Source organism: Bacillus sp. 1780r2a1 (genome assembly GCA_024134725.1).
Lineage (GTDB): Bacteria > Bacillota > Bacilli > Bacillales > Bacillaceae_H > Priestia > Priestia aryabhattai_A.
The window spans coordinates 3,930,620-3,955,910 of the sequence record CP099863.1 but is presented as its reverse complement, the minus strand read 5'-3'; the positions used below and the strand labels follow the sequence as shown (position 1 = coordinate 3,955,910).

21 protein-coding genes are annotated in these 25,291 nt (G+C 34.8%); 20 read left to right on the top strand and 1 reads right to left on the bottom strand.

Annotated features, from left to right (window positions below; genetic code table 11):
- The first annotated feature begins 1 nt into the window (after position 1).
- Complete coding sequence (locus tag NIZ91_20015) at positions 2-1,210, top strand: iron-containing alcohol dehydrogenase (protein USY54956.1); 1,209 nt, start codon at positions 2-4, stop codon at positions 1,208-1,210.
- A 58-nt stretch (positions 1,211-1,268) separates the two neighbouring features.
- On the opposite strand, the gene NIZ91_20010 is transcribed toward NIZ91_20015, so the two are convergent.
- Positions 1,269-2,285: a LacI family transcriptional regulator gene (locus tag NIZ91_20010; protein ID USY54955.1), complete on the bottom strand. Its 1,017-nt coding sequence runs from the start codon at positions 2,283-2,285 to the stop codon at positions 1,269-1,271.
- Positions 2,286-3,602: 1,317 nt separating this feature from the next.
- Between NIZ91_20010 and NIZ91_20005 the strand changes: the two genes are divergently transcribed.
- The 19 genes from NIZ91_20005 (at position 3,603) to NIZ91_19915 (ending at position 25,283) form a co-directional block, all read left to right on the top strand.
- On the top strand, positions 3,603-4,883 hold the full coding sequence (locus tag NIZ91_20005) for an MFS transporter (protein USY54954.1): 1,281 nt from the start codon (positions 3,603-3,605) through the stop codon (positions 4,881-4,883).
- A gap of 364 nt (positions 4,884-5,247) precedes the next feature.
- A complete protein-coding gene (locus NIZ91_20000; protein ID USY54953.1) occupies positions 5,248-6,009 on the top strand; it encodes an electron transfer flavoprotein subunit beta/FixA family protein in 762 nt (253 codons plus the stop codon).
- 18 nt (positions 6,010-6,027) lie between these two features.
- Positions 6,028-7,002, top strand: coding sequence for an electron transfer flavoprotein subunit alpha/FixB family protein (locus NIZ91_19995; GenBank protein ID USY54952.1), 975 nt, complete (start codon positions 6,028-6,030; stop codon positions 7,000-7,002).
- 93 nt (positions 7,003-7,095) lie between these two features.
- Positions 7,096-9,177, top strand: coding sequence for a heterodisulfide reductase-related iron-sulfur binding cluster (locus NIZ91_19990; protein ID USY54951.1), 2,082 nt, complete (start codon positions 7,096-7,098; stop codon positions 9,175-9,177).
- Between the two features lie 104 nt (positions 9,178-9,281).
- Entirely contained in the window at positions 9,282-10,448 is a 1,167-nt protein-coding gene (locus NIZ91_19985) for an acyl-CoA dehydrogenase family protein (protein ID USY54950.1), read from the top strand.
- A 190-nt stretch (positions 10,449-10,638) separates the two neighbouring features.
- Positions 10,639-11,679, top strand: coding sequence for a Gfo/Idh/MocA family oxidoreductase (locus NIZ91_19980; protein USY54949.1), 1,041 nt, complete (start codon positions 10,639-10,641; stop codon positions 11,677-11,679).
- Positions 11,680-11,743: 64 nt separating this feature from the next.
- The gene (locus NIZ91_19975; protein USY54948.1) at positions 11,744-12,787 is read left to right on the top strand and encodes an alcohol dehydrogenase catalytic domain-containing protein; all 1,044 of its coding nucleotides are present in this window, start codon (positions 11,744-11,746) and stop codon (positions 12,785-12,787) included.
- A 51-nt stretch (positions 12,788-12,838) separates the two neighbouring features.
- Positions 12,839-13,213, top strand: a complete 375-nt coding sequence (locus NIZ91_19970; GenBank protein ID USY54947.1) for a dimethylsulfonioproprionate lyase family protein — start codon at positions 12,839-12,841, stop codon at positions 13,211-13,213.
- 122 nt (positions 13,214-13,335) lie between these two features.
- Positions 13,336-14,505, top strand: coding sequence for a dihydrodipicolinate synthase family protein (locus NIZ91_19965; protein USY54946.1), 1,170 nt, complete (start codon positions 13,336-13,338; stop codon positions 14,503-14,505).
- A 76-nt stretch (positions 14,506-14,581) separates the two neighbouring features.
- On the top strand, positions 14,582-14,773 hold the full coding sequence (locus NIZ91_19960) for an aspartyl-phosphate phosphatase Spo0E family protein (protein ID USY54945.1): 192 nt from the start codon (positions 14,582-14,584) through the stop codon (positions 14,771-14,773).
- Positions 14,774-15,150: 377 nt separating this feature from the next.
- Positions 15,151-16,350 (top strand): CoA transferase, encoded by a 1,200-nt coding sequence (locus tag NIZ91_19955; GenBank protein ID USY54944.1) that lies wholly within the window; start codon positions 15,151-15,153, stop codon positions 16,348-16,350.
- 351 nt (positions 16,351-16,701) lie between these two features.
- Positions 16,702-17,691 carry a TRAP transporter substrate-binding protein DctP gene (dctP, locus tag NIZ91_19950; GenBank protein USY54943.1) on the top strand — a complete coding sequence of 330 codons (990 nt, stop codon included), beginning with the start codon at positions 16,702-16,704 and terminating at the stop codon, positions 17,689-17,691.
- Positions 17,692-17,773: 82 nt separating this feature from the next.
- A complete protein-coding gene (locus tag NIZ91_19945; protein ID USY54942.1) occupies positions 17,774-18,286 on the top strand; it encodes a TRAP transporter small permease in 513 nt (170 codons plus the stop codon).
- 45 nt (positions 18,287-18,331) lie between these two features.
- Positions 18,332-19,627: a TRAP transporter large permease gene (locus tag NIZ91_19940; protein ID USY54941.1), complete on the top strand. Its 1,296-nt coding sequence runs from the start codon at positions 18,332-18,334 to the stop codon at positions 19,625-19,627.
- A 485-nt stretch (positions 19,628-20,112) separates the two neighbouring features.
- A complete protein-coding gene (locus NIZ91_19935) occupies positions 20,113-21,600 on the top strand; it encodes a tetratricopeptide repeat protein (GenBank protein USY54940.1) in 1,488 nt (495 codons plus the stop codon).
- An 88-nt stretch (positions 21,601-21,688) separates the two neighbouring features.
- Entirely contained in the window at positions 21,689-22,639 is a 951-nt protein-coding gene (gene trxB / locus NIZ91_19930; GenBank protein USY54939.1) for a thioredoxin-disulfide reductase, read from the top strand.
- 285 nt (positions 22,640-22,924) lie between these two features.
- Positions 22,925-23,383, top strand: a complete 459-nt coding sequence (locus tag NIZ91_19925; GenBank protein USY54938.1) for an 8-oxo-dGTP diphosphatase — start codon at positions 22,925-22,927, stop codon at positions 23,381-23,383.
- A 53-nt stretch (positions 23,384-23,436) separates the two neighbouring features.
- Positions 23,437-24,330, top strand: coding sequence for an RNase adapter RapZ (gene rapZ / locus NIZ91_19920; GenBank protein USY54937.1), 894 nt, complete (start codon positions 23,437-23,439; stop codon positions 24,328-24,330).
- Positions 24,327-25,283: a YvcK family protein gene (locus NIZ91_19915; GenBank protein USY54936.1), complete on the top strand. Its 957-nt coding sequence runs from the start codon at positions 24,327-24,329 to the stop codon at positions 25,281-25,283. Before rapZ ends, NIZ91_19915 begins: the two co-directional genes overlap by 4 nt.
- Positions 25,284-25,291 lie beyond the last annotated feature (8 nt).

Here is a 25,291-nt window from a genome sequence, read left to right as displayed (position 1 = left end):
GATGGTTGAACAAACTTTTACATTTCATCTAGGAACAAAAATCGTATTTGGAAAAAATGCTGCCAGTTTAGCTGGTGAGGAGTTAAGCTTTAGAGGGCATAAGAGAGTGCTGATAGTAACGGATAAAGGCATTATTAATGCCGGCCTTCTTAATGTGATTTTAAAATCTTTAGATAAACATAATATTGATTACGTTATTTTTGATGAAGTTCCGCCAAATCCACCTTCTGCTACAGTTGTAAAAGGCATAGAGGTTTTTAATTCAAATCACTGTGACTCCTTTATTGCAGTAGGGGGAGGCAGTGCTATGGATTGTTGTAAAGCTATTAGCATGATGATAGTTAATACCGGCGATATTAATGAGTATGATATCGGTGGTAAAGAATTTACTAAAAAAGGACCAGATGTAATTACTATCCCAACTACATCTGGGACAGGTAGTGAAGTCACTCAATGGGCAGTTATTACTAATGAGGAAACACACTGGAAGGCTAGTATAGGAAGCCCTCATATGGCACCAGCTGTAGCTTTAGTAGACCCACTTTTAACTATGGGATTACCACCTACTCTTACTGCTGCCACTGGAATTGATGCTCTTACTCATGCGATTGAAGCCTATACGACCAAAGGAGCATTGAATGGTACTTCGCCTATTACAGATGCTTTAAGTTTACAGGCTATTAAACTAATTGGTGAAAATCTTAGACAGGCTTATTCTCAAGGGGAGAATTATGAAGCAAGAAAAAATACTATGCTTGGAAGTATGATTGCTGGTATGGCCTTCCCGCAAATAGGATTAGGGAATGTACATGCCTTAGCACATCCGCTTGGCGGGTACTATGATGTTCCTCATGGAGTAGCAAATGCTATTTTGCTTCCTTACGTAATGAAATTTAACCTTGTTGCTTGTCCGGAACGATTTGCAGATATTGCGGTGGCAATGGGTGAAAATATTACTGGGTTATCTGTTATGAAGGCTGCAGAAAAAGCAGTAGAAGCAGTAGAAAGGCTAATAAAAGATACTAATATTCCTACATTAAGCAGCTTCAATATTAAAGATGCAGATCTTGAACGCTTAGCAGAAGATGCTTTAAAAGACGGTAATTGTAGTGCAAATCCAAGAAAAACAACACTACAAAATCTAATCGACATTTATAAACAAGCAAATAATATCAAACTAGAAAGTACAAGTGAGTTACAAACAGTCTAAAAGCAAATTAAAAAACACTATACCAATAAAGGTGTAATCCTTATTGGTATAGTGTTTTTTATTTCTTTAGATTGCGACATGATTCTCGAACTATGAGAGAAGGATGAAGCATAATTTGTTGTAAGGGTTGTTCCTTATTTTCAATTCTTTGAAGCAAGAGTTGGACAGCTTCTCTTCCTAGATCATTTAACTGTCCATCAATTGTAGTAAGCGGTACTCTAGCCAGGCGAGAAAAGAAAATATTATCAAACCCAATGACAGATAACTCTTCTGGGATTTGCCAACCATAATCTCGTGCAGCATCAAGAATGCCTAAAGCAAGCATATCACTAGTAGCAAAAATTGCTGTAGGAGGAACAGTACTAGTCATTAGTTTTTCTGCGGCTTGATAGCCACTTTCAAGATTTTGTCCTCCCATTATGGTTGTGAGTTCATTGTTTAGATTATGTTCTTCAAGAACAGCGGTAAAGCCTCGAATACGATCAAGATATGGATAAATTTTTTGAGGACCTGAAATAGCTGCAATCCTTCTGTGGCCCATACGTATTAGGTACTCTGCAGCAAGTCTGCCCCCAATATAATTATCAACAACTACGTAATCGACAATGTCGTTAGGAATATGACGATGAACTAATACTATATGCTCAAATGTTTTATTCAATTCCGATAAGTCAACGCCATCCTCTCTTATATTTGCCAGAATTAAGCCATCAACATGTTGATAACGTTCAGCTAGAATTTTGTTAAGATTTTGCTCTTTTTGCTCTTCATCATTAGTATTTACTAAAACTATATCGTACCCGTGCTGAGCTGCTGCGTTTTCAACGGATTTAATTAAATTAGAATTAATTAGTAGCTCCACATCTGAAATAACCAAGGCGATAAGCTTTATGGATTTACTCACCAATCCACGAGCTAAACTATTAGGATGATAATCAAGCTCTTTAATAGCCTCTTCTATCCGATTCTTAGTAACTGGTGAAACATAAGGTGTATTATTTAAATATTTGGATACGGTTGCTTTGGAAACTCCGGCTAGAGTCGCTACATCTTGAATAGTAGGGTTTCTTTTCATAGGACACTCCAAACTAACAGAATATTTTCAAATGATTGTATAAAAGTACGTTTGTATTTGTTAAATAATAAAATAAGATGGTAAATAAAGTAATTAAAAATTTAAAAAATTTTTAGGAAACCGGTATGTTAATTAGTTTAAATTAATTTATCAAAAATAACAATGCTTAAAAACATTAATTGACATATTACATATATTCATAAGAAAGGTGTATCATATTCTTCTTAGATCCTCACGATAAAAAGGCCAAAATGTTTTTAAATATTCTTTGAGATTAGAAATATTAATAATCAAAAAGGATAGGGATAGTATAAAAAAATATTTTATTGAAAAAATTATTAAATAAATATTTTTTTATCAATCGTAAAATAATAACTTTTACAGCGGAAGTTATTATAATAGTAGAAGCGTTTAATTTATATATTATTCATACAACAGGAGTATACTGCTCTAGGGTCATTATTATGGTCTTAAATTAGATCGGAAAATAGACGTTTGCTTTAACTAATATTGTTAAAGTGAAGAGAAGTATTTAAAAGGTAAAGTTCCATCTGTGTATTTTTGTTTATTTAGAGAGAAGAATTATTCATTTTTATTCAATAAAAATGAGGTTATGAGGCTACAAAATGCTGTTAAATTAAGGTTTGTAGTCTTTTCACATCGTGAAACCTTGTACTGTCACATTAAACTACCAACCACCCTACTTATTCTATGATAGTGGAAGGATAGAAGTGATGCGCAGTATAACAAGGACAACGTGTTTTAGAGGGCAATTCTGTCCAAAATTAATTGAATTAAATTGTATTAATTAATTATTAAGAGTTGGTACAATACTCTATTTAACTAAATGTAATTTTTACATAAGGAAAAAATATATATTGACTTTATATATAGACGATTAATATAATCATATTAGTAAACCGGTATCCTAAAGTTGGAAGGAGGAGTAGATTTTACTTTAAAATTTTCACAAATATGAAGGCTGAATCTGATTCTATTGTTAGAGCTCGTTCTTATTAATGAGTAGTTTAGTGAATTTAAATAGTAAGAAGGAGTAAATCTTCATTAGGAATGTAGTTAGTGACCCGGAATTAGCAATTTTTGAAGTGTGTTTTATAGTAATCATTAGAAAAAGGCAAAGAGTTGTAATCAATAAAATGCTGTTCTAGTGTTTAATCTCTTTTAACTAAAACTATTTTTGTAAGCGTTTTATAAATAGGTGAAAAAAAACGTTTGATTGCATGAGTATATCCTAGTTTTTAAATGAAATGTAAGGTTATATAAAAACGTAGTTTATCTAATAAAGGAGTGAAAGCTTTGCAGAATTCATTAATTGTTCCACGTCTTTCAACAATGATGTTTCTCCAATATTTTGTTCTTGGTACATGGTTTTCCACATTAGGTTACATTCTAAGCCAGTATGGATTAGGGTCTATAATTGGGACAGCTTATGCTGTAGGCGGGATTGCAGCAATTATTTCTCCGATTTTTTTAGGTATGCTTGCTGATCGCTTTTTTTCTTCACAAAAAGTTTTAGGGGTAGTGAATATTGTAGGTGGGATTATATTGTTTTTACTACCTGCACAAATCTATGCTGGTAATGGAATAGCCTTTTTATGGTTAATGTTTCTTTACATGCTTTGTTATAATCCTACGTATTCTTTAACAAATAATATAAGTTTTCATAATGTTCAAGATTCAATCAAGACTTTTCCTTTAATACGTTTATTTGGGACAATTGGATTTATGGTATCCGGAGTTTTGGTTGGAACATTGGGATTCTCAGGGAGTCCAGTTTCTATTCAAATTGGTGCGGTTGTTTCCATTCTTTTAGGTGCTTATTCATTTACATTACCTAATACACCTGCACCTGCAAAAGGAAGACCATTTTCTATTCGTGATCTTCTCTTTTTAGATGCGTTAGGTTTATTAAAAAATAGGTTTTTCTTAGTATTTATTATTTGTACTATCATCCTCTTCATAGACCATGCTGCTTATACCTCTTTTGCATCGGTATTTTTAGGAGACGCAGGAATAAATAACATTGCATCAATGTTAACAATTGGTCAACTTTCAGAGATGGTATTTATATTACTTATTCCTTTATTTTTCCGTTTGTTTGGATTTAAGTACATCTTTCTAATTGGCATGTTTGCTTGGATCATAAGAATGACTTTGTTTTCTCTATTTGGAATGAATCCTTCATCTACAACGTTCGTTATTATTGCCATAGCTTTACATGGTCTATGTTGGGACTTTTTCTTTGTGGGTGGATATATGTACACTAACAAAATGGCACCTAAGCATATAAAAGGTCAAGCGCAAGGTTTAATTATAATGGCAACACAAGGAATTGGAATGTTTTTAGGTTCTTTTGTAATGGGTTCTATATATAATCAAGTTGTTACAAGTAAAGGAGTACAGGCATTGCCACAATGGTCTGCTTTTTGGCTTTACCCAGCATTTATTGCTTTAGCTGTAGCAATTGTATTTATTTTATTCTTTAAAGATACCACTCGGAAATTAGAAAAAAAGAACAAAATGCAAAAGGAATCAGTTGCTAAGGAGGCACATGGGGAAATAAAGTACGATAGTTAATATTGATGATTTTAGCCCAAAGAAAGATTATTTTGCTTATGTATCTATTTCTGGCATTAAAAGTCAGAAAATTTAAAATAAAAACTTTCAATATTGTATGATGATTATTTTACTATAGAATGCAAATTTATAATCTTATGGTTAAATAATAGCTTGTTTCTTGATACGCTTAATAACTTTATCCAATGAGGTAAATCTATTAAGCAATAGAGGAGATTTTTATATAGGAAACCGATATACTATTTTTCTGAAATGATTTATTGAAAATTAAACTATTCAACAAAAATCATTGACAAAATAGTCTGTTATTTTTATTATATAAAATAAGATACCGGTTTACTATTGATCCCTTAGGAGGTTAAAAATGAACATTTTAGTACTAGTGAAACAGACGTTTGATACAGAGGAAAAAATTAACATAATAAATGAAAGAATCGTGGAAGAAGAAGCTGAATTTGTTGTTAATCCGTATGATGAATATGCAGTTGAAGAAGCAGTTAGGTTAAAAGAACAACACGGAGGTGAAGTCACTGTCATAACATTGGGTCCAGAGCGCGCAGAGAGTGCCCTTCGCACAGCTCTTGCAATGGGAGCTGACAAAGCAGTATTAGTAAACAGCGGCGACGTTGCGTTAGATGAATTCAGCGTTGGGAAAATCCTAGCAGCTGTAATAAAAGACCGTGAGTATGACATTATTCTTTGTGGGAATATGGCTGTTGATAATGGATCTGGTCAGATAGGTCCGCGTTTAGCAGAAGAACTTAAGATTGCCCAGGTGACTGCAATTACCAACTTGGAAATCAATGATAAAAAGGCATACATTAAACGTGATGTAGAAGGTGATATTGAAAGTATTGAAGTTTTATTGCCTTTACTTGTATCTACACAACAAGGGCTAAATGAACCCCGATACCCATCTTTGCCCGGTATCATGAAAGCCAAGAAAAAGCCATTGGAACACCTAGAGCTAGAAGACCTAAATTTCAATAACGAATTGCCAAGAACTGTTGTCACCACAACTTTTTTACCTCCTAAAAAAGAAGCTGGTTATATCCTGAGTGGAGAGATTGAAGAACAGGTTAAACAGATTGTAAATATTCTTAATAATAAAGAAAAAGTTATTTAATGTAAGGGGGAGAAAAATATGAGCAAAAAAGTATTAGCAATAGTAGAGACAAAAGACAACAAATTACGCAATGTATCTCTAGAAGTTTTAACTGCTGCAAACCGTATTACTGATAGACAAGAAGTAGTTACTGTCGCTTTTGGCAATGATATGGAAAAGCATACGGAAGAGCTTGGTAAGTATGGAGCAAGTGAAATATACACAGTAACCAATGAAGAATTAGATGTTTATACTACAGATGCCTATTTTCAGGCTTTATGTCAAGTAATTGAGGAGATAAAGCCTGATGTAATCTTAATGCCACATACTGCAATTGGTAAAGATCTTTCACCTCGTATCGCCTCTTTCTTTAGTCTGGGACTTGTATCTGATGTTATTGATGTGCAAAGGGAAGGTGAGGATATTACTTTTACACGGCCCATTTATGCTGGAAAAGCACTTGAGCGAAGAAAATTTGTAGAAGGTATTCAATTTGCAACCATTCGTCCTAATAACATCATTCCTTTACAAAACGAAGGGAGTATAAAAAAAGTAGATTTCAAGGTAGAGGTTAATAATCTTCGTACAGTTATAAAAGAAGTGATACGTAAAACCTCAGAAGGAGTAGACCTTACTGAAGCAAAAGTAGTAATTGCAGGAGGGCGTGGTTTAAAATCACCAGAAGGGTTTAATTTACTTCAAAATCTTGCAGATGTATTAGGCGGTGCGATAGGTGCATCAAGGGGAGCATGCGATGCTGAATATTGCGATTATTCTTTACAAATCGGGCAAACAGGTAAAGTAGTGACGCCAGACTTATATATCGCCTGTGGTATTTCTGGGGCTATTCAGCACTTAGCAGGTATGTCAAATTCTAAAATAATTGTAGCGATAAATAAAGACCCAGAAGCGCCAATTTTTGATATAGCTGACTATGGCATTGTAGGGGACTTATTCGATGTAGTTCCAATGTTAACCGAAGAATTCAAAAAGATTACAATAGCTGCAGTATAATAAATAGATAACGTTAATTATTAAAGATGTCTTAAATTATACTCAGATCCCAATGAAAAAAACGGCTAAGAATCAATAAGGAGGGATAAAAAGATGTTTTTATTATTAAATTTGCTTGTTTTTCTCGCTGTGACTGGGTATGTAATATATTTGTTTTTTAACCTCGTATACACTAGATATTTGTTTATAAAACTAGGAGAAAAAACAGAGTTTAAACCTAACCTTAAAGAGCGATTAAACACGGTATTAGTAAATATTTTTGGTCACAGAAAATTATTTAAAGATAAGAAAAGCGGTTATATGCATCTCATATTATTTTACGGCTTTTTTATTATCCAAATAGGACTCATAGAACTTATTATAAAGGGATTTATAAAAGGGTATGAGTTTCCTTTGGGAGAAGCACACAAGTATTTTAGCTTTCTTCAGGAATGGACGACATTCCTCATGATGTTAGCTGTCATATATGCTTTTTATCGTCGGTATGTTGAAAAATTAAAGCGATTACAATGGAAACGTGATGGAAAAGCAGCCTTTGTTATTATTGCTTTATTTGTTTTAACTATATCTATATTACTTTGCTTAGGTTTTGAAGCAATTATGCTAGGGCATCAACCAAATCTCGCTTATGCTCCATTTTCAGGGATTATCTTATTAACTTTTGCTGGAATTGGGGCAACCGCAGGAACTGTATTATTTCATATTTTTTGGTGGATTCACATGATAACCGTCTTCTCTTTTATGTTATTTGTTCCACAATCGAAACAGGCTCATGAACTATTCGCCATGCTTAATGTCTTTCTGAAGAAAAGTGGACCTGGTAGGAAATTAAAAAAAATTGATTTTGAAGCTACAAATATTGAAGAGTTTGGTGTTGGAAAGATTGAAAATTTTACTCAAAATCAATTAGTTGATTTATATGCGTGTGCTGAATGTGGACGTTGTACTAATATGTGCCCAGCCTCAGAAACTGGAAAAACATTATCTCCTATGCATCTTATACTGAAGATGAGAGATCATCTAACAGAAAAGGGAGCTGCTATTACATCTCGGGATCCATGGGTACCAGCCTTTGCTTTTAATAAATCGATGAAAAGCCCATTAAATTCTAAAGGGCATAGTTTCCTAGAGGTAGCTGCAACTAAAGAGAATGTTAGCTTAATAGGCGATATTATTACAGAAGAAGAAATTTGGGCATGTACTACTTGTCGCAATTGTGAGGATCAATGCCCTGTAATGAATGAGCACGTTGACAAAATTATTGACTTGCGTCGTTACCTTGTTCTAACAGAAGGGAAAATGAACTCTGATGCCCAGCGTGCAATGACTAATATTGAACGTCAAGGAAATCCATGGGGGATTAATCGTAATGAAAGAATGAATTGGCGTGAAAGCATAGCTAATTCAATAAAGATTCCAACCGTAAGCGAATTGAAAAAGAATGGAGAAGAGTTTGATTATTTATTCTTTGTTGGATCGATGGGGTCTTATGATAAACGTAGTCAAAACATTACAAAATCTTTCGCTCGCGTTCTAAATAAAGCTAATGTTAAGGTAGCCATTCTTGGAAATGAAGAAAAAAATTCTGGAGATACGCCTCGTCGTCTAGGAAATGAATTTTTATATCAAGAATTAGCAGTTGCAAATATTGAATCCTTTAAAAAGTATCAAGTAAAGAAAATTGTTACAACTGACCCACATGCTTTTAACACATTTAAAAATGAATATCCCGAGTTTGGTCTGGAAGCAGAAGTATATCATCATACCGAATTATTGGCTAAATTAATCGAATCAGGAAAATTAACACCGAAGAATAAAGTAAATGAAGTGGTTACTTATCATGATTCTTGTTACTTAGGGCGCTACAACAATGTGTATGATGCGCCACGCAAAATTTTAAAATCGATTCCAGGTTTAAAGGTCATTGAACCTGAGAGGAACAGAGAAAATTCAATGTGCTGCGGTGCAGGTGGGGGACTCATGTGGATGGAGGAAGATAAAGGGACTCGTATCAATATAGCGAGAACTGAACAACTTCTTGAAATTAACCCGACACTTATTAGTACAGGCTGTTCTTACTGCTCAACGATGATCAATGACGGTATAAAAGCAAAAGAAATGGAACATCAGGTTCAAACGCTCGACTTAGTTGAGATTTTAGAAAGGTCCTTATAAATTTAAGTAATACTTGCTACAAGTACGTTATATGCAAAACTTTAGTATAGTGAATGTCAATATCTATGATAACTATTAAATATCCCATAAAAGAGGTGCTAATAATGGATTTTCAACTTACAGATTCCATGAAAGAAATTCGTCAACTAGTAAAAACATTTGCAACGGAAGTGGTAGCTCCTAGAGCTAAAGAAATTGAAGAGAAAGATGAATTTTTCCCTGATATTATTCAAAAAGCTGGTGAACTTGGAATATTAGGAATGGAACTACCGGAAGAAGTAGGAGGAATTAATAGTGGTACTTTAACGGCTGTTATGAGTAATGAAGAGATTGCAAAAGTCAGTGCAGCTGTATGTAATGTAATTGGTGCTGTTCGACTCCATCTTGCTTTAATTCATCAATTTGGAACAGAAGAGCAAAAGGATAAGTGGTTACCAACCTTAAGTAGTGGTAGAAAAATTGGATCGTTTTCTATTACAGAACCAGGAGCAGGTTCAGATGCAGCAAATATTAAAACAACTGCTGTAAAGAAAGGTGATAATTGGATTTTGAATGGTACAAAATCTTTTATTACTCTGGGTCCTGTTGCAGATATGACGATTGTTTTAACCGTAACGGATAAGTCAAAAGGTGTGCATGGATTAACGTGTTTCATCGTTGAAAAAGATATGCCTGGTTTTTCAGCTGGCCCAAAAGATTATATGATGGGACAGCATGGAGTTCCTATTAGTCAGCTATTCTTTGATAATTGTGTTGTACCAGAAGAAAACATGCTTGGTGAAGAAGGACAGGGCTTTAAAATTATGATGGCAGGGTTAGATGGAACCCGCTTAGACATTGCAGCTTTATCTTTGGGGCTTTCACGGGCTGCGTTTGAGGCTGCTGCATCTTATGCAGCAAACAGGGAGCAATTTGGAAAGCCAATTGGTAACTTTCAAGGGGTAGGTTTTATGCTTGCAGAAATGGAAACTGAAATTGATGCTGGACGTCTACTGCTTTATCGTGCTGCGCAGCTAAGAGATTCAGGGTTACCTTTTACAAAACAATCTTCTATGGCTAAATATTTCTGCTCTGATAACGCAATGCGTCATACAACGAATGCTGTCCAAATTTTTGGCGGATATGGATACAGCAAGGAATACTCAGTAGAAAGGTTTATGAGAGATGCTAAAATATGTCAAATTTATGACGGTACGTCTCAAATTCATAGAATGATTGTTAGTCGAAGCATTATGAAAGAATATAAAGAGAAAGCGATGATAATGAATTAAAACATGGTTTAGAATAGCAGTAATAGATCGTCTCATTTCAAAGAGATACCGATATACTATTTTAAATAATAATTATTAAAATATATAAGTGAATAAAGATTAAAATAATAGTAAAACGGTTTCAGTTTATAAGATATAAGCTTCATTTTAAGGCTATAACAAGAAGATGGAAGTGAATGAGGGAGATATAATGTCGAAAATTGTAAATGTTGGAGTAATAGGGTGCGGTACAATTTCAAAAGCACACTTTGAAGCAATTCAAGCTAATCATCTTATGAAGTTAATTGGTGTAGCAGACCATGATTCTAAAAAAGCCAAAAGTGTGTCTCAACAATATGGATGTAAGGTATATAGTAACAATCTAGAGCTAATTTCTGACCCGGACATACAAGTTGTAGTTTTACTAACACCGCCTGGGTATCATAATGATTTAATACAATTATGTGTGCGATATAAAAAAAATATTTTGGCAGAAAAACCAATTGGTACAAGTTTAGAAAAAATTGATACTTACATTAAATTATGTGAGCAAAGTGGAATACTTTTTTCAGTTATATCCCAACATCGTTTTGATCAAGCTACTACTTTTTTAAGAGATAAAATTAAAGGTGGGAAACTTGGAAGAGTTATTGGTACTAATTGTATCGTAAACTGGTACCGAGATCCTAATTACTATGATTCGTGGAGAGGGTTTAGAGAATTAGCAGGCGGAGGAGTACTTGCTATCCAAGCTATTCATACAATTGATCTTATGCTTTGGATAATGGGGGAAGTAGACTCAGTAAAAGCCTATACTGACCGAATTTTTCATCAAACGATTGATGTAGAGGATACGGCAATGGCTTGTCTTAAGTTTCAGAGTGGGAGCTTAGGAGTTATTAGTGCCACTACAAGTGCTTTCCCTGGTTACCCAGCAAGATTGGATATCCTTGGTACAGAAGGGTCATTAACAATTGAAGGTGATGAAGTAGTGTTTTATCAATCAAAGTTAGACAAACATGAGAAGGTATTAGTTACAGATAAAAAAGAAACAGTTGCTGATCCTGGACAGGTTTCTATTCAATCGATTGGAGCTCAATATCAAGATTTTCTAGAAGCTCTTGACCAAGGAAGAAAGCCCCTTGTGACAAGTGAAGAAGCAAGAAAAGCATTTCAGCTTCTTCATGCAATTAATAAGTCTTCCGAATCTGGAGAGGAAGTCAAATTGCATGAGTTGATAAAGGGAGTATAGGGAGGTTCTGCTAGTGGCAGAAATATCGTTCTCATTCAACTTGGAAAATAAGGGAGATGAGGATATGAAAACAATGAAGGCTGCGAAGGTAATAGCACCACATTCAATAAAAATGACTGAAATGCCAATCCCAATTCCAACTGAAAATGAGGTGCTCATTAAGGTTAAATATGCTGGAATATGTGGAACAGACTTGAAAATTTATGATGGCAGCATCTCCTATATAAAAGAAGGAAATCTATCTTTTCCTATTATTCCTGGGCACGAATGGTCTGGAGAAGTAGTAAGAGTAGGCGGAAAAGTTAAAAAGGTAAAGGTTGGAGATCGTGTTACAGGAGAATGTCATATCGGATGTGGTGTATGTAACTTTTGCTTACAGGGAAAGAATAACTTGTGCCCTGATCGTATTAGAGTGGGGATTATAGGGAAGTCAGGGGCGTTTGCGGAGTACTTGACTATACCTGAAAGGGGAGTTCATCTTCTTCCCTCCTCTATGTCTTATAGAGAAGGGGCTTTAGTGGAACCACTCACTATTGCGCTTTACTCTCTGGATAAGATTGAGAATATTACGGGTGCAAGTGTTCTTGTCTTTGGATTAGGACCTATCGGATTAATGGTATGCCAATTAGCAAAAAGCATGGGAGCCACAACCATTATTGGAGTAGATACAAACCATGGCCGTCTGCGTGAAGGAATTATCGGAGGGTGTGACGATGTTACTTCCTTAACAGGTGAGGATTTAGAGAAATATATCTTTAATAAGACTAAAGGGAAAGGTGTGAATGCTGTAATTGAAGCTGCAGGTGTACCATCACTACTTAACCTCTCTATTAAGTTAGCTAGTTTAGGTGGGCAAATTTCTCTTTTAGGATTATATCACGAGAATGCAGAAGTACCTACCTCTCAGATTATTGCAAAGGATTTAAGGATTTACGGAAATATAGCAAGTGCAAGAGTCTGGGAGCGCGCTATTAATCTAATTGCGACTAAAAGGTTTAAACTAGACTCAATAACTAACCATATTGTACCTTTCAAAGAGATTCAAGAAGCAATGAAGATAGCTTACAGCAAAGAAAGTAAAGCCAACAAAATTACGATAGAGTTTTAATTTCGAGCATTTAATAGATAGTTAAATAAGTAGAAATGGAGAGTAAATAACGTGCATTTAATTAAGTTAGAAGATATTGAAGGTGAAATTTTCCCAGCGGGACGTCATTCAAAGGTACTTGTAGGGAAGGGTGATTTAAAAGCACAGCACTTTGTTACGGGTCACTCAGTTATTTTTCCTGATGGGAAAATCCCGTTGCACTCACATTCGAATGAAGAAATTTATATTATCTTATCAGGAAAAGGTATCATAACGGTTGGGCAAGAAACAAAAAATGTGGAAGGCTTTAGTGTAGTATATATCCCGCCCAATATTGAACACAGTCTTGTAAATATAGGAACAGAAGATTTAACTATTCTCTATGTATATGCTCCTGCTGGTATCGTAGATCATTGGGAACAAGAGCGTACAGGGAAGTTAAAGTAAAACATACAAAGAGATATTGGAAATAATAAGAGAGTGAAACTAATAATAAAATATGCGTCAGTAAAAAAATCCATTAGCAATGTCGCACAATAGCAAAGAAGACCAATATTGAGGGGGCAACTATGATTAAGTTAATGTTACCAGATGAAAATGGACAAGTTTATAATTACCAGACTAGTGAACCTAAATTTTATCCAAAGCCAACTAGTCCATTAAAGAGTAGAGTTGTGTATTCAGCTGCACACGTAGTATGTGATCCGTTTATTGATAATAGTCCTATGGAAGAAGCAGCGATTGATTGGGAAGGAACTCTTAATTATCGTAGATACCTTTGGTCACTTGGTTTAGGAGTAGCAGAGGCCATGGATACAGCACAACGTGGAATGGGTCTTGGCTGGAATAATACAAGAGAATTAATTACTCGTTCTCTTCAAGAGGCAAAGTCAGTTAGAGGGGGAATTGCTTGCGGCGCGGGAACAGATCAGCTTCAAAATATTTCAAGGATTACATTGTCTCAAGTAAAGGAAGCATATCTAGAACAATGTGAGTTTATTGAAAAGTATGAGGGACAAGTTATATTAATGGCGAGTCGAGCTCTTGCTGCATGTGCAACTAGCCCAGATGATTATTATGATGTATATAGTGATATCTTAAAACAAGTTAAAAAACCAGTAATTCTTCATTGGTTGGGAGAGGCATTTGATCCTTCACTTTCAGGCTATTGGGGCTATAAGAATTTAAATAGTGCGATGGAGGTGTGCCTAAATGTCATTAGAGATAATAAAGAAAAAGTGGACGGTATTAAAATATCTCTACTTGATGCCCAGCGTGAAATTGAAATGCGTCGTATCTTGCCTAAAGGAGTTAAAATGTATACAGGAGACGACTTTAATTATCCAGAGTTAATCCAGGGAGATGAAACTGGATATAGTCATGCATTGTTAGGTATTTTTGATGCGATTGCTCCGGCAGCATCGACCGCAATTCAGGCTCTGGATCGAGGTAATAAACAAGAGTATAGAGCTATTTTGGATAGTACATTACCTTTATCACGCCACATTTTCCAAGCGCCTACCTACTACTATAAGACCGGCATTGTGTTTTTAGCCTATTTGAACGGGCACCAGAAACATTTCCGTATGTTGGGAGGACTGGAGAGTGCCAGATCTGTACCACATTTAGCAAAATTATTTGTTCTTGCAGATCAAGCTGGATTATTAATGGATCCAGAATTTGCTGTATACCGAATGAATTCATTCCTTAACCTTGCTGGTGTGTCGAATTCTGTATAAAGGTTTCTGTTGAACAACAGAATATATTCTCTTTCATAATTAAACATATTAAATAGAGTAAAAAGGTGATGAGTTAATGATTATAAAGAGAGCATTAGATTTAATGGAGAGTATAGATGAGTGCCGTCAAAATATGTATGAATTAGCGAAGAAAAGAGATTTATCTGACCCAGAAATGATTGATATTAGTCAACAACTGGATATAAAAATCGCAATATTCCAAAATATAATTTATGAAATTCCTATTTTTTCCTCTAGAAATAAATGAACTTTTTCCTTATAAGTGAGGCAAATGCGGTTATATTAGTTACATTTATTTCTAGAGTGTAACTAACATAAACTTTGTACAGATTTAGTGGAACCATGATATGTATCAAGCTAGTCGGCGAGACGCTCATTATTTAAATGTCGGTGATATAGCTATATCACCAATTCTCCAAGTATAACTATTTATATTCAGACTCAAACCCTAGTTACATTTTTAAACATTAGTATCAATACCTTATGACTAATTCACAAATTAGGCTGCTAGGCATTATTTTTGTTAGATATTTTATTAATATAATGTTTTATTTTGAGATTTTATTCGAATGAAAAGTCAATGAAATGTTTGTTAATGAAAATATATTTTGAGGGGATAACAATATGTTGCAAAATGTTAAAGTTTTAAGCTTTACGCATTTCTTACAGGGGCCGTCTGCAGTACAATTCTTAGCTGATATGGGAGCAGATGTTATTAAAATAGAATCACCTAAAGGAGCTTATGAACGACATTGGTCAGGAATTAATGCTTTTCTGAATGAAGAAAGTGTATTTTATTTATTAGCGGGTAGGAATCAACGTAGTTTAAGCCTTGATATTCGTACGGATGAAGGTAAGGAAATTATTTTTAAGATGATACGTGAGGCTGATGTAATTGTAGAAAATTTTCGACCGGGTGTTATGGAAAGGCTAGGGTTTGGGTATGAAGATGTTTTAAAAATAAATCCTTCCATAATTTATGCTTCGTTCTCAGGTTTTGGTTCTACCGGTCCTTATCGAGATCGTCCAGGCCAAGATCTTCTTCTTCAGGCAATGAGTGGTTTAGCTCAATTGAATGGTGGAAAAGATCAGCCTCCTACTTTGGTTGGTAGTGCTATTATTGATCAACATGCAGCAGTTCTAGGAGCATTGGGAATAGTTGGTGCACTCTACGAGCGTACCTTTACAAGCAAAGGAAAAAAAGTAGAGAGCAACCTTTTAAATGCTGCATTAGATCTACAGATTGAACCATTTAATTATCATTTAAACGGCTTTAATCTATACGATAGAAGTCAGTCAGGAATTTCATCGAGGTTTCATCAAGCACCTTATGGTATTTTTGAGACTCAAAATGGTTATATTTGCTTGTCTTTAACACCAACAGATAAACTAGCTAAAGTGTTTAATGATGAAAAGTTTTTAGAATGGGACAGGAATGACCAATTTGATAAACGTGAAGAAATTAATGCTAGAACAGCTCAACATATAAAGAAACATACAACAGAATATTGGTATGAATTGTTTCAAATAAATGAAATTTGGTGTTCATTAGTTAATGATTATGAACAGGTTGAGTCTGATCCACAATTACAATGGAATAAGAGTATTATTGATTTTAATCATCCTACCGCAGGGAAAGTAAGGTTACTTGCGCATCCAGTGAGATATAATGGCGAAACTTTAGAGTTAAGAAAATTACCACCACGACTTGGCGAACATACAGAAGAAATTTTAAAGGAACTTGGTTACGATCAAGAAACAATTGAAGAATACAGTAAAAAAGGGTTTATACGAGAATGTGAAAAATTACAGAGCAAGTTCTAAAAATACAAATTCATCTGAAAATATTAGTATTTAATTTTTAGTAAACTTAAACGAAAAAGACGACAAATATTTTAGATTAACCAAAAATATTAGACTTTTGTATAAATCAAAATAACGTAAAGAAGCAAAAGGAAGTAACAGTTAAATTAATGTATTTGGATACTAATAAAATCAATTATTATCTGAAGGAATAACTTGTCAAATTCTTAATTTTAAGACTTTGGTGTAGCTTAACGAATCCATCAAGTCATAAAATTTATAAAATGGCAAGTTATTCGAGTTTAAAATCCTTTTAAATTAGAGGTTTCTATATGTATTTTATAGTTCAATTGTTTTATAGGGAGGGATTTTATGAAAAAAATTTTTTTGTTAATTCTCATTATGATAGCGCTTACAGGTTGCGGTGAAAAAAACCTTAAGGATTCAGATGTCACAGTCCTAAAGTTAGCTCATGCTCATAATGAAGATCACCCTGTGCATAGAGCGTTGATTGAATTCTCAAAAGATCTAGAAGAGAAAACAAACGGATCTCTAAAAGTTCAAATATATCCAAATAGTCAGCTTGGTTCAGAGCGTGAGGTTATTGAATTAACGCAATCTGGTGCCATTGACATAGTTAAAATAGGAGGAGGTTCGTTAGAAAGTTTCGCAGAAGCGTATTCTATTTTTAGCCTACCCTATTTATTTGATAATAAAGAACACTTTTTTAGAGTAATGGATAGCAATATTGCCAAAGAATTGTATCAAGTTACTAAAAAAGTTGGGTTCATAGGCTTAACTTATTATGATGCTGGCGCAAGAAGTATATATACAAGCAATAAACCTATTATGCATCCAAACGATTTAAAAGGTTTAAAAATACGGGTACAATCAAGTGCCACTCAAATTAAAATGCTTGAATTACTAAAAGGTTCACCTACTCCTATTGCTTACGGTGAGGTGTACGCAGCACTCCAACAAGGTGTTATTGATGGTGCAGAAAATAGTGAATTAAATTTAATAAGTACCAATCATAGTGAAGTAGCAAAAGAGTTCACTTATACTGAGCATACAATTGTACCAGATATTTTAATTATTAGTTTAAACACATGGGAAAAGTTAAATCAAGAACAGAAAGAGGCAATAAGTGAGGCTGCAAAACAATCTACAGAATTTCAAAAGAAAATCTGGGCTAAAGAAACTGAAAAAGCTATTGAACAAGCCAGAAAAGATGGTGTTCACTTTAATAAACCTGACCTAACTTCTTTCCGAAAAGCTGTTCAACCCTTGCATATAGAATTTCAGAGAAAAGAATCTACAAGAAAATACTATAAGAAGATAAGGGAAGTTGCTGAGAAGTAGAAGATTGATTTTTGTCTTTGAATCAACTTACGTTATCCATTCTTCAATATAGTTTTTAAATTCTTTGATTTAGGGGGATAAAATGCAAAAAATAAAGAAAATATTGGATGGATCAATCACATTTTTTACATGTTCCTTAATGTTAATAATGGTTCTTTTAGTGATATGGCAAGTTTTTTCAAGGTATATTTTAAATTCACCTAGTACATTTTCGGAAGAATTGTTGCGTTATTTGTTAATATGGGTATCTATGTTGGGAACAGCATATGTTTTTGGAAGAAAAGGACATCTAGCAATTGGGTTCTTTGTGAAGAGACTCCCAAATAAAGCTCATTATGCAGTCAATGTTTTTATAGAACTTGTTTTAATATTATTTGCTGCCATAGTTATGGTTTTAGGAGGTACAAAAGTAGTCATGATGACATTGGGGCAAATTTCTCCAGTATTAGGGATTTCTATGGGGTATGTATACCTTTCATTACCTTTATCGGGAGCGTTGACAATTGTATATAGCATTATAAGTTTGTACGAGTTCATTAATAAACAGAAATCAAAAGATATACAGAAGGATAAAATTAATAATCTGAATATTTAAAAAGTATTTTATATTTTCTTTCAATTTAAAAAGGAGTGAATGGATATGGCTTTAGAAGTAGGCGTTATATTATTAGTAACTTCCTTTCTTCTCATATTTTTAGGGGTCCCCATTTCAATTAGCATTGCAGCTTCCTCAATTATAACAATGTTAGTAATCTTTCCTTTTGAAGTAACCATTTTTACAGCTGCTCAAAAAATGGTTACGGGACTTGATATCTTTTCATTATTAGCTATTCCTTTTTTTGTATTATCAGGTATTATTATGAATTCAGGAGGTATTGCTCTACGGTTAATTAATTTTGCAAAGTTGCTTAGTGGTCGATTACCTGGTTCATTAGCTCATACAAATATTTTTGGTAATATGTTATTCGGTGCAATTTCAGGATCCTCTACCGCTTCTGCCGCCGCTATTGGCAGGGTTATGACGCCGTTACAAGAAAAGGAAGGGTATAATCGAGCATATTCGGCAGCTGTAAATATTGCTTCCTCTGGAACAGGCATGATTATTCCACCAAGCAGCCTCATGATTATTTACTCTTTAGTTAGTGGTGGAACATCGATAGCAGCATTATTTATGGCAGGTTACATACCAGGGATTTTATGGGGATTATCTTTAATACTTGTTGCCTACTTTATTGCCAAAAAGAATAACTATCCAATTGCTTCAAAAGTAAAATTTAGTGAAAAGTTTAAAGTGTTTCTTGACGCAATACCAAGTTTATTACTGGTTATTATTGTACTTGGCGGTATTACTGCAGGTGTATTTACAGCAACTGAAGGAGCAGCGATAGCAGTAGCATATGCTTGGTTTTTATCTGTGTGTTATAAAAATTTTCAAATTAAACAGCTTCCTAAAATGCTAATAGAAACGGTAGAAATAACAGCTGTTATTATGTTAATGATAGGAACTTCTGCAGTCTTGTCTATAGTACTTACTTTTGCAGGTATTCCATCAGCAATTACTGATGGAATTTTACAAATTACCGATAACCCTATTCTTGTCTTACTTATTATAAACTTAATCTTGATAATTGTGGGAACTGGAATAGATGTTACACCAGCAATTTTAATTTTCACCCCAATTCTATTACCGGTTGTAGAGAACATTGGTATGGATCCTGTTCATTTTGGAATTGTGATGGTGTTTAATCTTTGTATTGGGAGTATTACTCCTCCGGTGGGAAGTCCACTCTTTGTAGGATGTAAGGTCGCCAAAGTAGAAATCGAAGAAGTGATAAAACCACTTATGCCATTTTATGCATCAATATTTATTATTCTTTTGTTAGTTACTTACTTTCCACAAATCAGCTTGTTTTTGCCTAGATTTTTCAATTTATAATATTAAAGAATTTAACATGATGCGCTAAAATTAGAATAAGGACTAATCTAATTAATGAGATAAATAATAATTAACATAAACACTAGGGAAAGAAAAATTCTCTATTATCTATTCAGTAGCTTAAAACGTTAGAGAATAGGTAAAATTAGTAATTAGAAAGCCTCTCAACTTTATACAATAATAGCCATTCACTTTATGTCAGCAATGATTAAGTTAATTTCTTTTAATGCATTAAATAAAAAATGACGAAAAATATAGATAAGTAAGAAGAGACATTAAGAAATAAGCGCTACATGATATTACTTTATTTTAGAAGATAGCTTTTTTGCTATCTTCTTTTGAGCTTTTAGAGGTGTAATAAACTGTTGATCTTTTATTAAAGTTTGTAATAGTGCCTTTAAAAGTTTGAGAATACAGGTGTTACCGTAAGCTCCAAACTATGATATACTACCAACGTTGAAATCATGGACTTATCGGAGGACTTAATGAGAAAAAACTCAAAAGTGCACGAGAAGAAAGCAAAGGTAATTCCGTTTTTCAAAACGGGAGAAGAATATTTTGAAAAAGCACTTAAAGCATATCAATACAAAGATTTATATAAAGCAAAACGATACCTTCAACGAGCATCAGAGTTGGACCGAGATGAGCCGTTAATTTTATATCAGCTAGCCACTATTTTAAATGAGTTAGGTGACTATAAAGAATCAAATGAATTATTACTTCATATTATCAACGATTTGGATTCTACAATGGTCAATTGTTACTATGTAATTGCGAACAATTTTGCGCATCTTGGATTATTTCAAGAAGCCTATAAATACGTTCAATGTTATTTACAAGAAGATGAAACTGGGGAGCTCCTAGAGGAAGCGGAAGAGCTTGAAGACCTCCTTTCCATTGACTTAGAATCAGATGAAGAATATGAGGAAGATGCGCTTATTTTAAAACAGGAGCAGGCAAAACAGTTGCTGCAAGATGCTCAGTTTGAAAAAGCCATTCATCTACTAGAAGAAATTATTCGGGACTATCCTGAGTTTTGGTCAGCTTACAATAATTTAGCATTAGCTCATTTTTATCTTAATCAAACAAATAAAGCTATTAGCTTATTAGATGAAGTGTTAGAAAGAAATCCTGGAAATCTACATGCTTTGTGTAATCAATTGGTGTTTCATTATTACGGACATAATCAGGCCGCTGTGAATCATTTGATTAAACAATTAAGCTGCGTGTACCCTTTATCTCTTGAGCATCAATATAAACTAGGATCGACGTTTGCTCTTGTTGGAGAATACAAGTTGGCATATAGGTGGTTAAAGGGGCTATATAAAAAAGGGTTTCAAGCAGACTCTTCTTTTCACTATTGGCTTTCTTACGCTGCTTATCATGTAGGATTTGAACAGTTTGCTAAGGATATATGGAAAAATGTTGGAGATTCAGGTTCGACAGTAAAGTTGGAAGCTCCTTGGCAATTTAACGAGAAGAATAATCGTCGTTTTTATTCTGAAATCGATGTTGTTGCTCAAGAGAAATGTGAAAGTACACATATTCATGATCAGCTGTATAGCCTGTACATGGCCAAGAAACTTCCCGATAAAGAACGGCTGCTTCTATTAGAAAAAATTAAACCATACATACATACAAGTTCGTTACTTGATGAAGTATATACGTATGTATGGCAGAACAAGCAGCATGTCATGTTTGAAATTGCAGATTTAATCCAAGCTGAAATTGAATCCGAAGTAGAGGCAGCTGGTATCATTCAGTTTTGGTTTAACATATATGTAGAGTTGAACAATACAAAGGCTGCTAAATGGGACCATGTTAATGTAAATGGATGGGCATCTGCAGCGACTTATTGTTACCAAAAGCAAGAGCAACAAGCTGTTTCTCAGGCAAAGATAGCTCACCTATATAGTATTTCTTTATCAACGGTACGCAAATACGTTAAAATCGTAAATAACCTGCTGAGTTGAGCAAAAAAATAGACGGTAGTGTCGTTAGCGTATTAGGATAAAATTAATCAAAAAAATATGAATAGATTCCTAAAAGGAGTGTTACTCAATGACAGAAGAAAAAATCTATGATGTCATTATTATTGGAGCTGGTCCAGCAGGAATGACTGCTGCTGTATATACGTCTCGTGCGGATTTATCAACATTAATGATTGAACGAGGAATTCCTGGTGGTCAAATGGCAAATACAGAAGACGTAGAAAACTACCCTGGATATGACCATATTCTAGGTCCAGATCTTTCAAATAAAATGTTTGAACATGCGAAAAAATTCGGTGCTGAATATGCATATGGTGACATTAAAGAAATTATTGAAGGTGAAGAATATAAGACGGTTGTAGCTGGCAAAAAAGAATACAAAGCGCGCGCTATTATTATCGCAACAGGTGCAGAGTACAAAAAATTAGGTGCTCCTGGTGAAAAAGAATTAGGCGGACGCGGTGTTTCTTACTGTGCAGTATGTGACGGAGCTTTCTTTAAAGGAAAAGAGCTTGTCGTTGTTGGTGGAGGAGACTCTGCTGTTGAAGAGGGCGTTTATTTAACACGCTTTGCAACAAAAGTAACGATTGTTCACCGTCGCGAGGAGCTTCGTGCTCAAAAAATCTTACAACAGCGTGCATTTGATAATGAGAAAGTAGACTTTATCTGGAATCACACTGTAAAAGAAGTGAACGAAAAAGACGGTAAAGTAGGCAGCGTAACGCTTGTGAATACCCAAACTGGTGAAGAACAAGAATTTGGAGCTGACGGCGTATTCATTTATATTGGCATGGTTCCTTTAACAAAGCCGTTTGAAGGCTTAAACATCACAAATGCTGAAGGTTATATTGAAACGAACGAGCAAATGGAAACGCGTGTCCCAGGAATTTTTGCTGCTGGTGATGTTCGTGAAAAAGCACTTCGTCAAATCGTTACAGCAACAGGTGATGGAAGTATTGCTGCCCAAGCAGCTCAACACTATATTGAAGAACTGAAAGAAAAGTTAAAAGCCGTTAACTAATTTGTTACGTGCATCTTTACAAAAAGTTATTCTGTTTTAAAGTATTTGTAACGTACGTGCAATGTTTATGGGGTATTATATAAATAGTAATTGACCCCCTTTTATAAAAAAGTAAATTTGACGGGCGTAGGACTTGTTCCTAGGCCTTTTTTTTTGGACTATTTTTTGCACTATCGACATATATTTTCAGAAAATTTAGTATTAAATAAGTGTCTTCGTTGTGAGGGTTGTTTGTTTCGTAGTATAATGATAGACAGAAAAGTGAAGAGAAGAAGAGGTGGAAAGATGCAACGAGTTACGAATTGTGTATTAGTGAAAGATGGAAAAGTGCTATTACTTCAAAAGCCAAGGCGGAATTGGTGGGTAGCTCCCGGTGGAAAAATGGAACAAGGGGAATCTGTAAAGGATTCTGTTGTTCGAGAATTTCGTGAAGAAACAGGCATCTACCTGAAGAATCCAACTGTAAAAGGTATTTTTACATTTACAATGAAAGAAAATGATAAAATTGCATCCGAGTGGATGATGTTTACTTTTTTTGCTACCGACTTTGATGGGACAAATGTGCTAGAATCAGAAGAAGGAAAGCTAGGTTGGCATAATTTAAATGATGTTAGTGAATTACCAATGGCACCAGGAGATCACCATATTATTGATTACGTGGCAAAAGGGTCTGGTGTAATCTATGGTAATTTTACATACACGACTGATTTTGAATTATTGTCTTATCGAATCGATCCTTGCTAATGATTTATTTGGATAAACAATGAAAAATTTCGGTTTTAATAGGGGGTAAACAAATGAGTACTGGATCTGTAAGCGATATTCAATTAGTTATTATTACTGGAATGTCAGGTGCAGGAAAAACAGTGGCGATTCAAAGTTTTGAAGATTTAGGTTTTTTTTGCGTGGACAATCTTCCCCCAACGCTATTACCTAAGTTCCTTGAACTTATGAAAGAATCTGGAAATAAGATGAACAAAGTAGCGCTTGTTATGGATTTAAGAGGACGAGAATTCTTTGATAGCTTATTTGAAGCTCTAGATAATATGAGTGAAACAACATGGGTTATGCCTCAAATCCTCTTTTTAGATGCCAAAGACTCTGTTCTTGTAACAAGATACAAAGAAACAAGGCGTTCACATCCTCTTGCTCCTTCTGGATTACCGTTAGAAGGTATTAGTATGGAACGTGAGCTATTAGAGGAGCTAAAAGGACGTGCTCAGTTAATTTATGAAACCTCTGACTTAAAACCAAGAGAACTGCGAGAGAAAATTCTTACGCAGTTTGCTTCACATGCTTCACCTGTTTTTACAGTGAACGTTATGTCATTTGGATTTAAGTATGGGGTGCCAATCGATGCGGACCTTGTTTTTGATGTTCGCTTTCTGCCAAACCCGCACTATATTGATCATATGAGGCCAAAAACAGGACTTGAAGAAGAAGTTTCTTCTTATGTGTTGAAATGGAGCGAAACGCAGAAGTTTGTTGAAAAAGTGCTTGATCTTTTAACATTTATGCTACCGCAGTATAAACGTGAAGGGAAAAGTCAACTTGTCATCGCGATTGGCTGTACGGGTGGTCAACACCGCTCGGTTACTTTGGCTGAACATATCGGCCATCACTTTGAAAAAGACTATAAAACACATATTTCTCATCGAGACATCGAGAAGAGGAAGGAAAAATATAGATGAATAGTGAACAGCCTGCAAAAGTCGTTGTCATTGGAGGAGGAACAGGGTTGCCTGTATTATTAAGGGGATTGAAAGAATATCCTCTTGATATTACAGCAATTGTAACGGTTGCTGACGACGGCGGAAGTTCTGGGAGGCTTCGAGATGAGCTAGAGATTCCCGCTCCTGGTGATATTCGAAATGTGTTAGCGGCATTATCTGATGTTGAGCCGTTGGTAGAAGAGCTGTTTCAACATCGTTTTGAAACTGGAAATGAATTGATTGGTCACTCACTGGGGAATTTGCTTTTAGCTGCAATGACATCTATTACAGGTGATTTTGTGCATGCGATTCGTGAGATGAGCAAAGTGCTAAATGTTCGTGGTAAAGTATTACCTTCAGCTAATCGGAGCGTAGTGCTACATGCAGAAATGGAAGACGGAGTAATTGTCACAGGAGAGTCTAAGATTCCGGAGTATGGAAAAAGAATTAAGCGCGTATTTTTATCTCCAGAAGATATCAAGCCTTCTGCTGAAGCGTTAAAAGCAATTCGTAAAGCTGACTTAATTATATTAGGTCCAGGTAGCTTATATACAAGCATCTTACCTAATTTACTTGTTCCAGATATCCGAGATGAGCTGTGTACGACAAAAGCGAGAAAAGTGTATGTGTGTAATGTGATGACGCAGCAAGGCGAAACATTAGGCTTTAAAGCAAGTGATCACGTAAAGGCTTTATATGATCATATGCCTTGTGCATTCTTAGACGCAATTATTGTCAATAATGCGCCAATTCCTGCGCCGTTAAAAAAGCGCTATGAAGTTGAACAGGCACAGCCTGTAGAGTATGACAGAGAAGTGCTGACTGAATTAGGGCTAGAAGTGTTGGAAGAACAAATTATTCAATACGATGGTAGCGTTATTCGTCATGATACGAAAAAAGTAGCACGCCTTATCTTTAATATGTTGGCGTAACATCAATT

What these genes read in the sequence shown, in the direction of transcription:
- NIZ91_20015 (USY54956.1), top strand. Translation starts at nt 2, where the DNA reads ATGGTTGAACAAACTTTTACATTTCATCTAGGAACAAAAATCGTATTT.
- NIZ91_20010 (USY54955.1), bottom strand. Translation starts at nt 2,285, where the DNA reads ATGAAAAGAAACCCTACTATTCAAGATGTAGCGACTCTAGCCGGAGTT.
- NIZ91_20000 (USY54953.1), top strand. Translation starts at nt 5,248, where the DNA reads ATGAACATTTTAGTACTAGTGAAACAGACGTTTGATACAGAGGAAAAA.
- NIZ91_19995 (USY54952.1), top strand. Translation starts at nt 6,028, where the DNA reads ATGAGCAAAAAAGTATTAGCAATAGTAGAGACAAAAGACAACAAATTA.
- NIZ91_19990 (USY54951.1), top strand. Translation starts at nt 7,096, where the DNA reads ATGTTTTTATTATTAAATTTGCTTGTTTTTCTCGCTGTGACTGGGTAT.
- NIZ91_19985 (USY54950.1), top strand. Translation starts at nt 9,282, where the DNA reads ATGGATTTTCAACTTACAGATTCCATGAAAGAAATTCGTCAACTAGTA.
- NIZ91_19980 (USY54949.1), top strand. Translation starts at nt 10,639, where the DNA reads ATGTCGAAAATTGTAAATGTTGGAGTAATAGGGTGCGGTACAATTTCA.
- NIZ91_19975 (USY54948.1), top strand. Translation starts at nt 11,744, where the DNA reads ATGAAAACAATGAAGGCTGCGAAGGTAATAGCACCACATTCAATAAAA.
- NIZ91_19965 (USY54946.1), top strand. Translation starts at nt 13,336, where the DNA reads ATGATTAAGTTAATGTTACCAGATGAAAATGGACAAGTTTATAATTAC.
- NIZ91_19960 (USY54945.1), top strand. Translation starts at nt 14,582, where the DNA reads ATGATTATAAAGAGAGCATTAGATTTAATGGAGAGTATAGATGAGTGC.
- NIZ91_19955 (USY54944.1), top strand. Translation starts at nt 15,151, where the DNA reads ATGTTGCAAAATGTTAAAGTTTTAAGCTTTACGCATTTCTTACAGGGG.
- dctP (USY54943.1), top strand. Translation starts at nt 16,702, where the DNA reads ATGAAAAAAATTTTTTTGTTAATTCTCATTATGATAGCGCTTACAGGT.
- NIZ91_19945 (USY54942.1), top strand. Translation starts at nt 17,774, where the DNA reads ATGCAAAAAATAAAGAAAATATTGGATGGATCAATCACATTTTTTACA.
- NIZ91_19940 (USY54941.1), top strand. Translation starts at nt 18,332, where the DNA reads ATGGCTTTAGAAGTAGGCGTTATATTATTAGTAACTTCCTTTCTTCTC.
- NIZ91_19935 (USY54940.1), top strand. Translation starts at nt 20,113, where the DNA reads ATGAGAAAAAACTCAAAAGTGCACGAGAAGAAAGCAAAGGTAATTCCG.
- trxB (USY54939.1), top strand. Translation starts at nt 21,689, where the DNA reads ATGACAGAAGAAAAAATCTATGATGTCATTATTATTGGAGCTGGTCCA.
- NIZ91_19925 (USY54938.1), top strand. Translation starts at nt 22,925, where the DNA reads ATGCAACGAGTTACGAATTGTGTATTAGTGAAAGATGGAAAAGTGCTA.
- rapZ (USY54937.1), top strand. Translation starts at nt 23,437, where the DNA reads ATGAGTACTGGATCTGTAAGCGATATTCAATTAGTTATTATTACTGGA.
- NIZ91_19915 (USY54936.1), top strand. Translation starts at nt 24,327, where the DNA reads ATGAATAGTGAACAGCCTGCAAAAGTCGTTGTCATTGGAGGAGGAACA.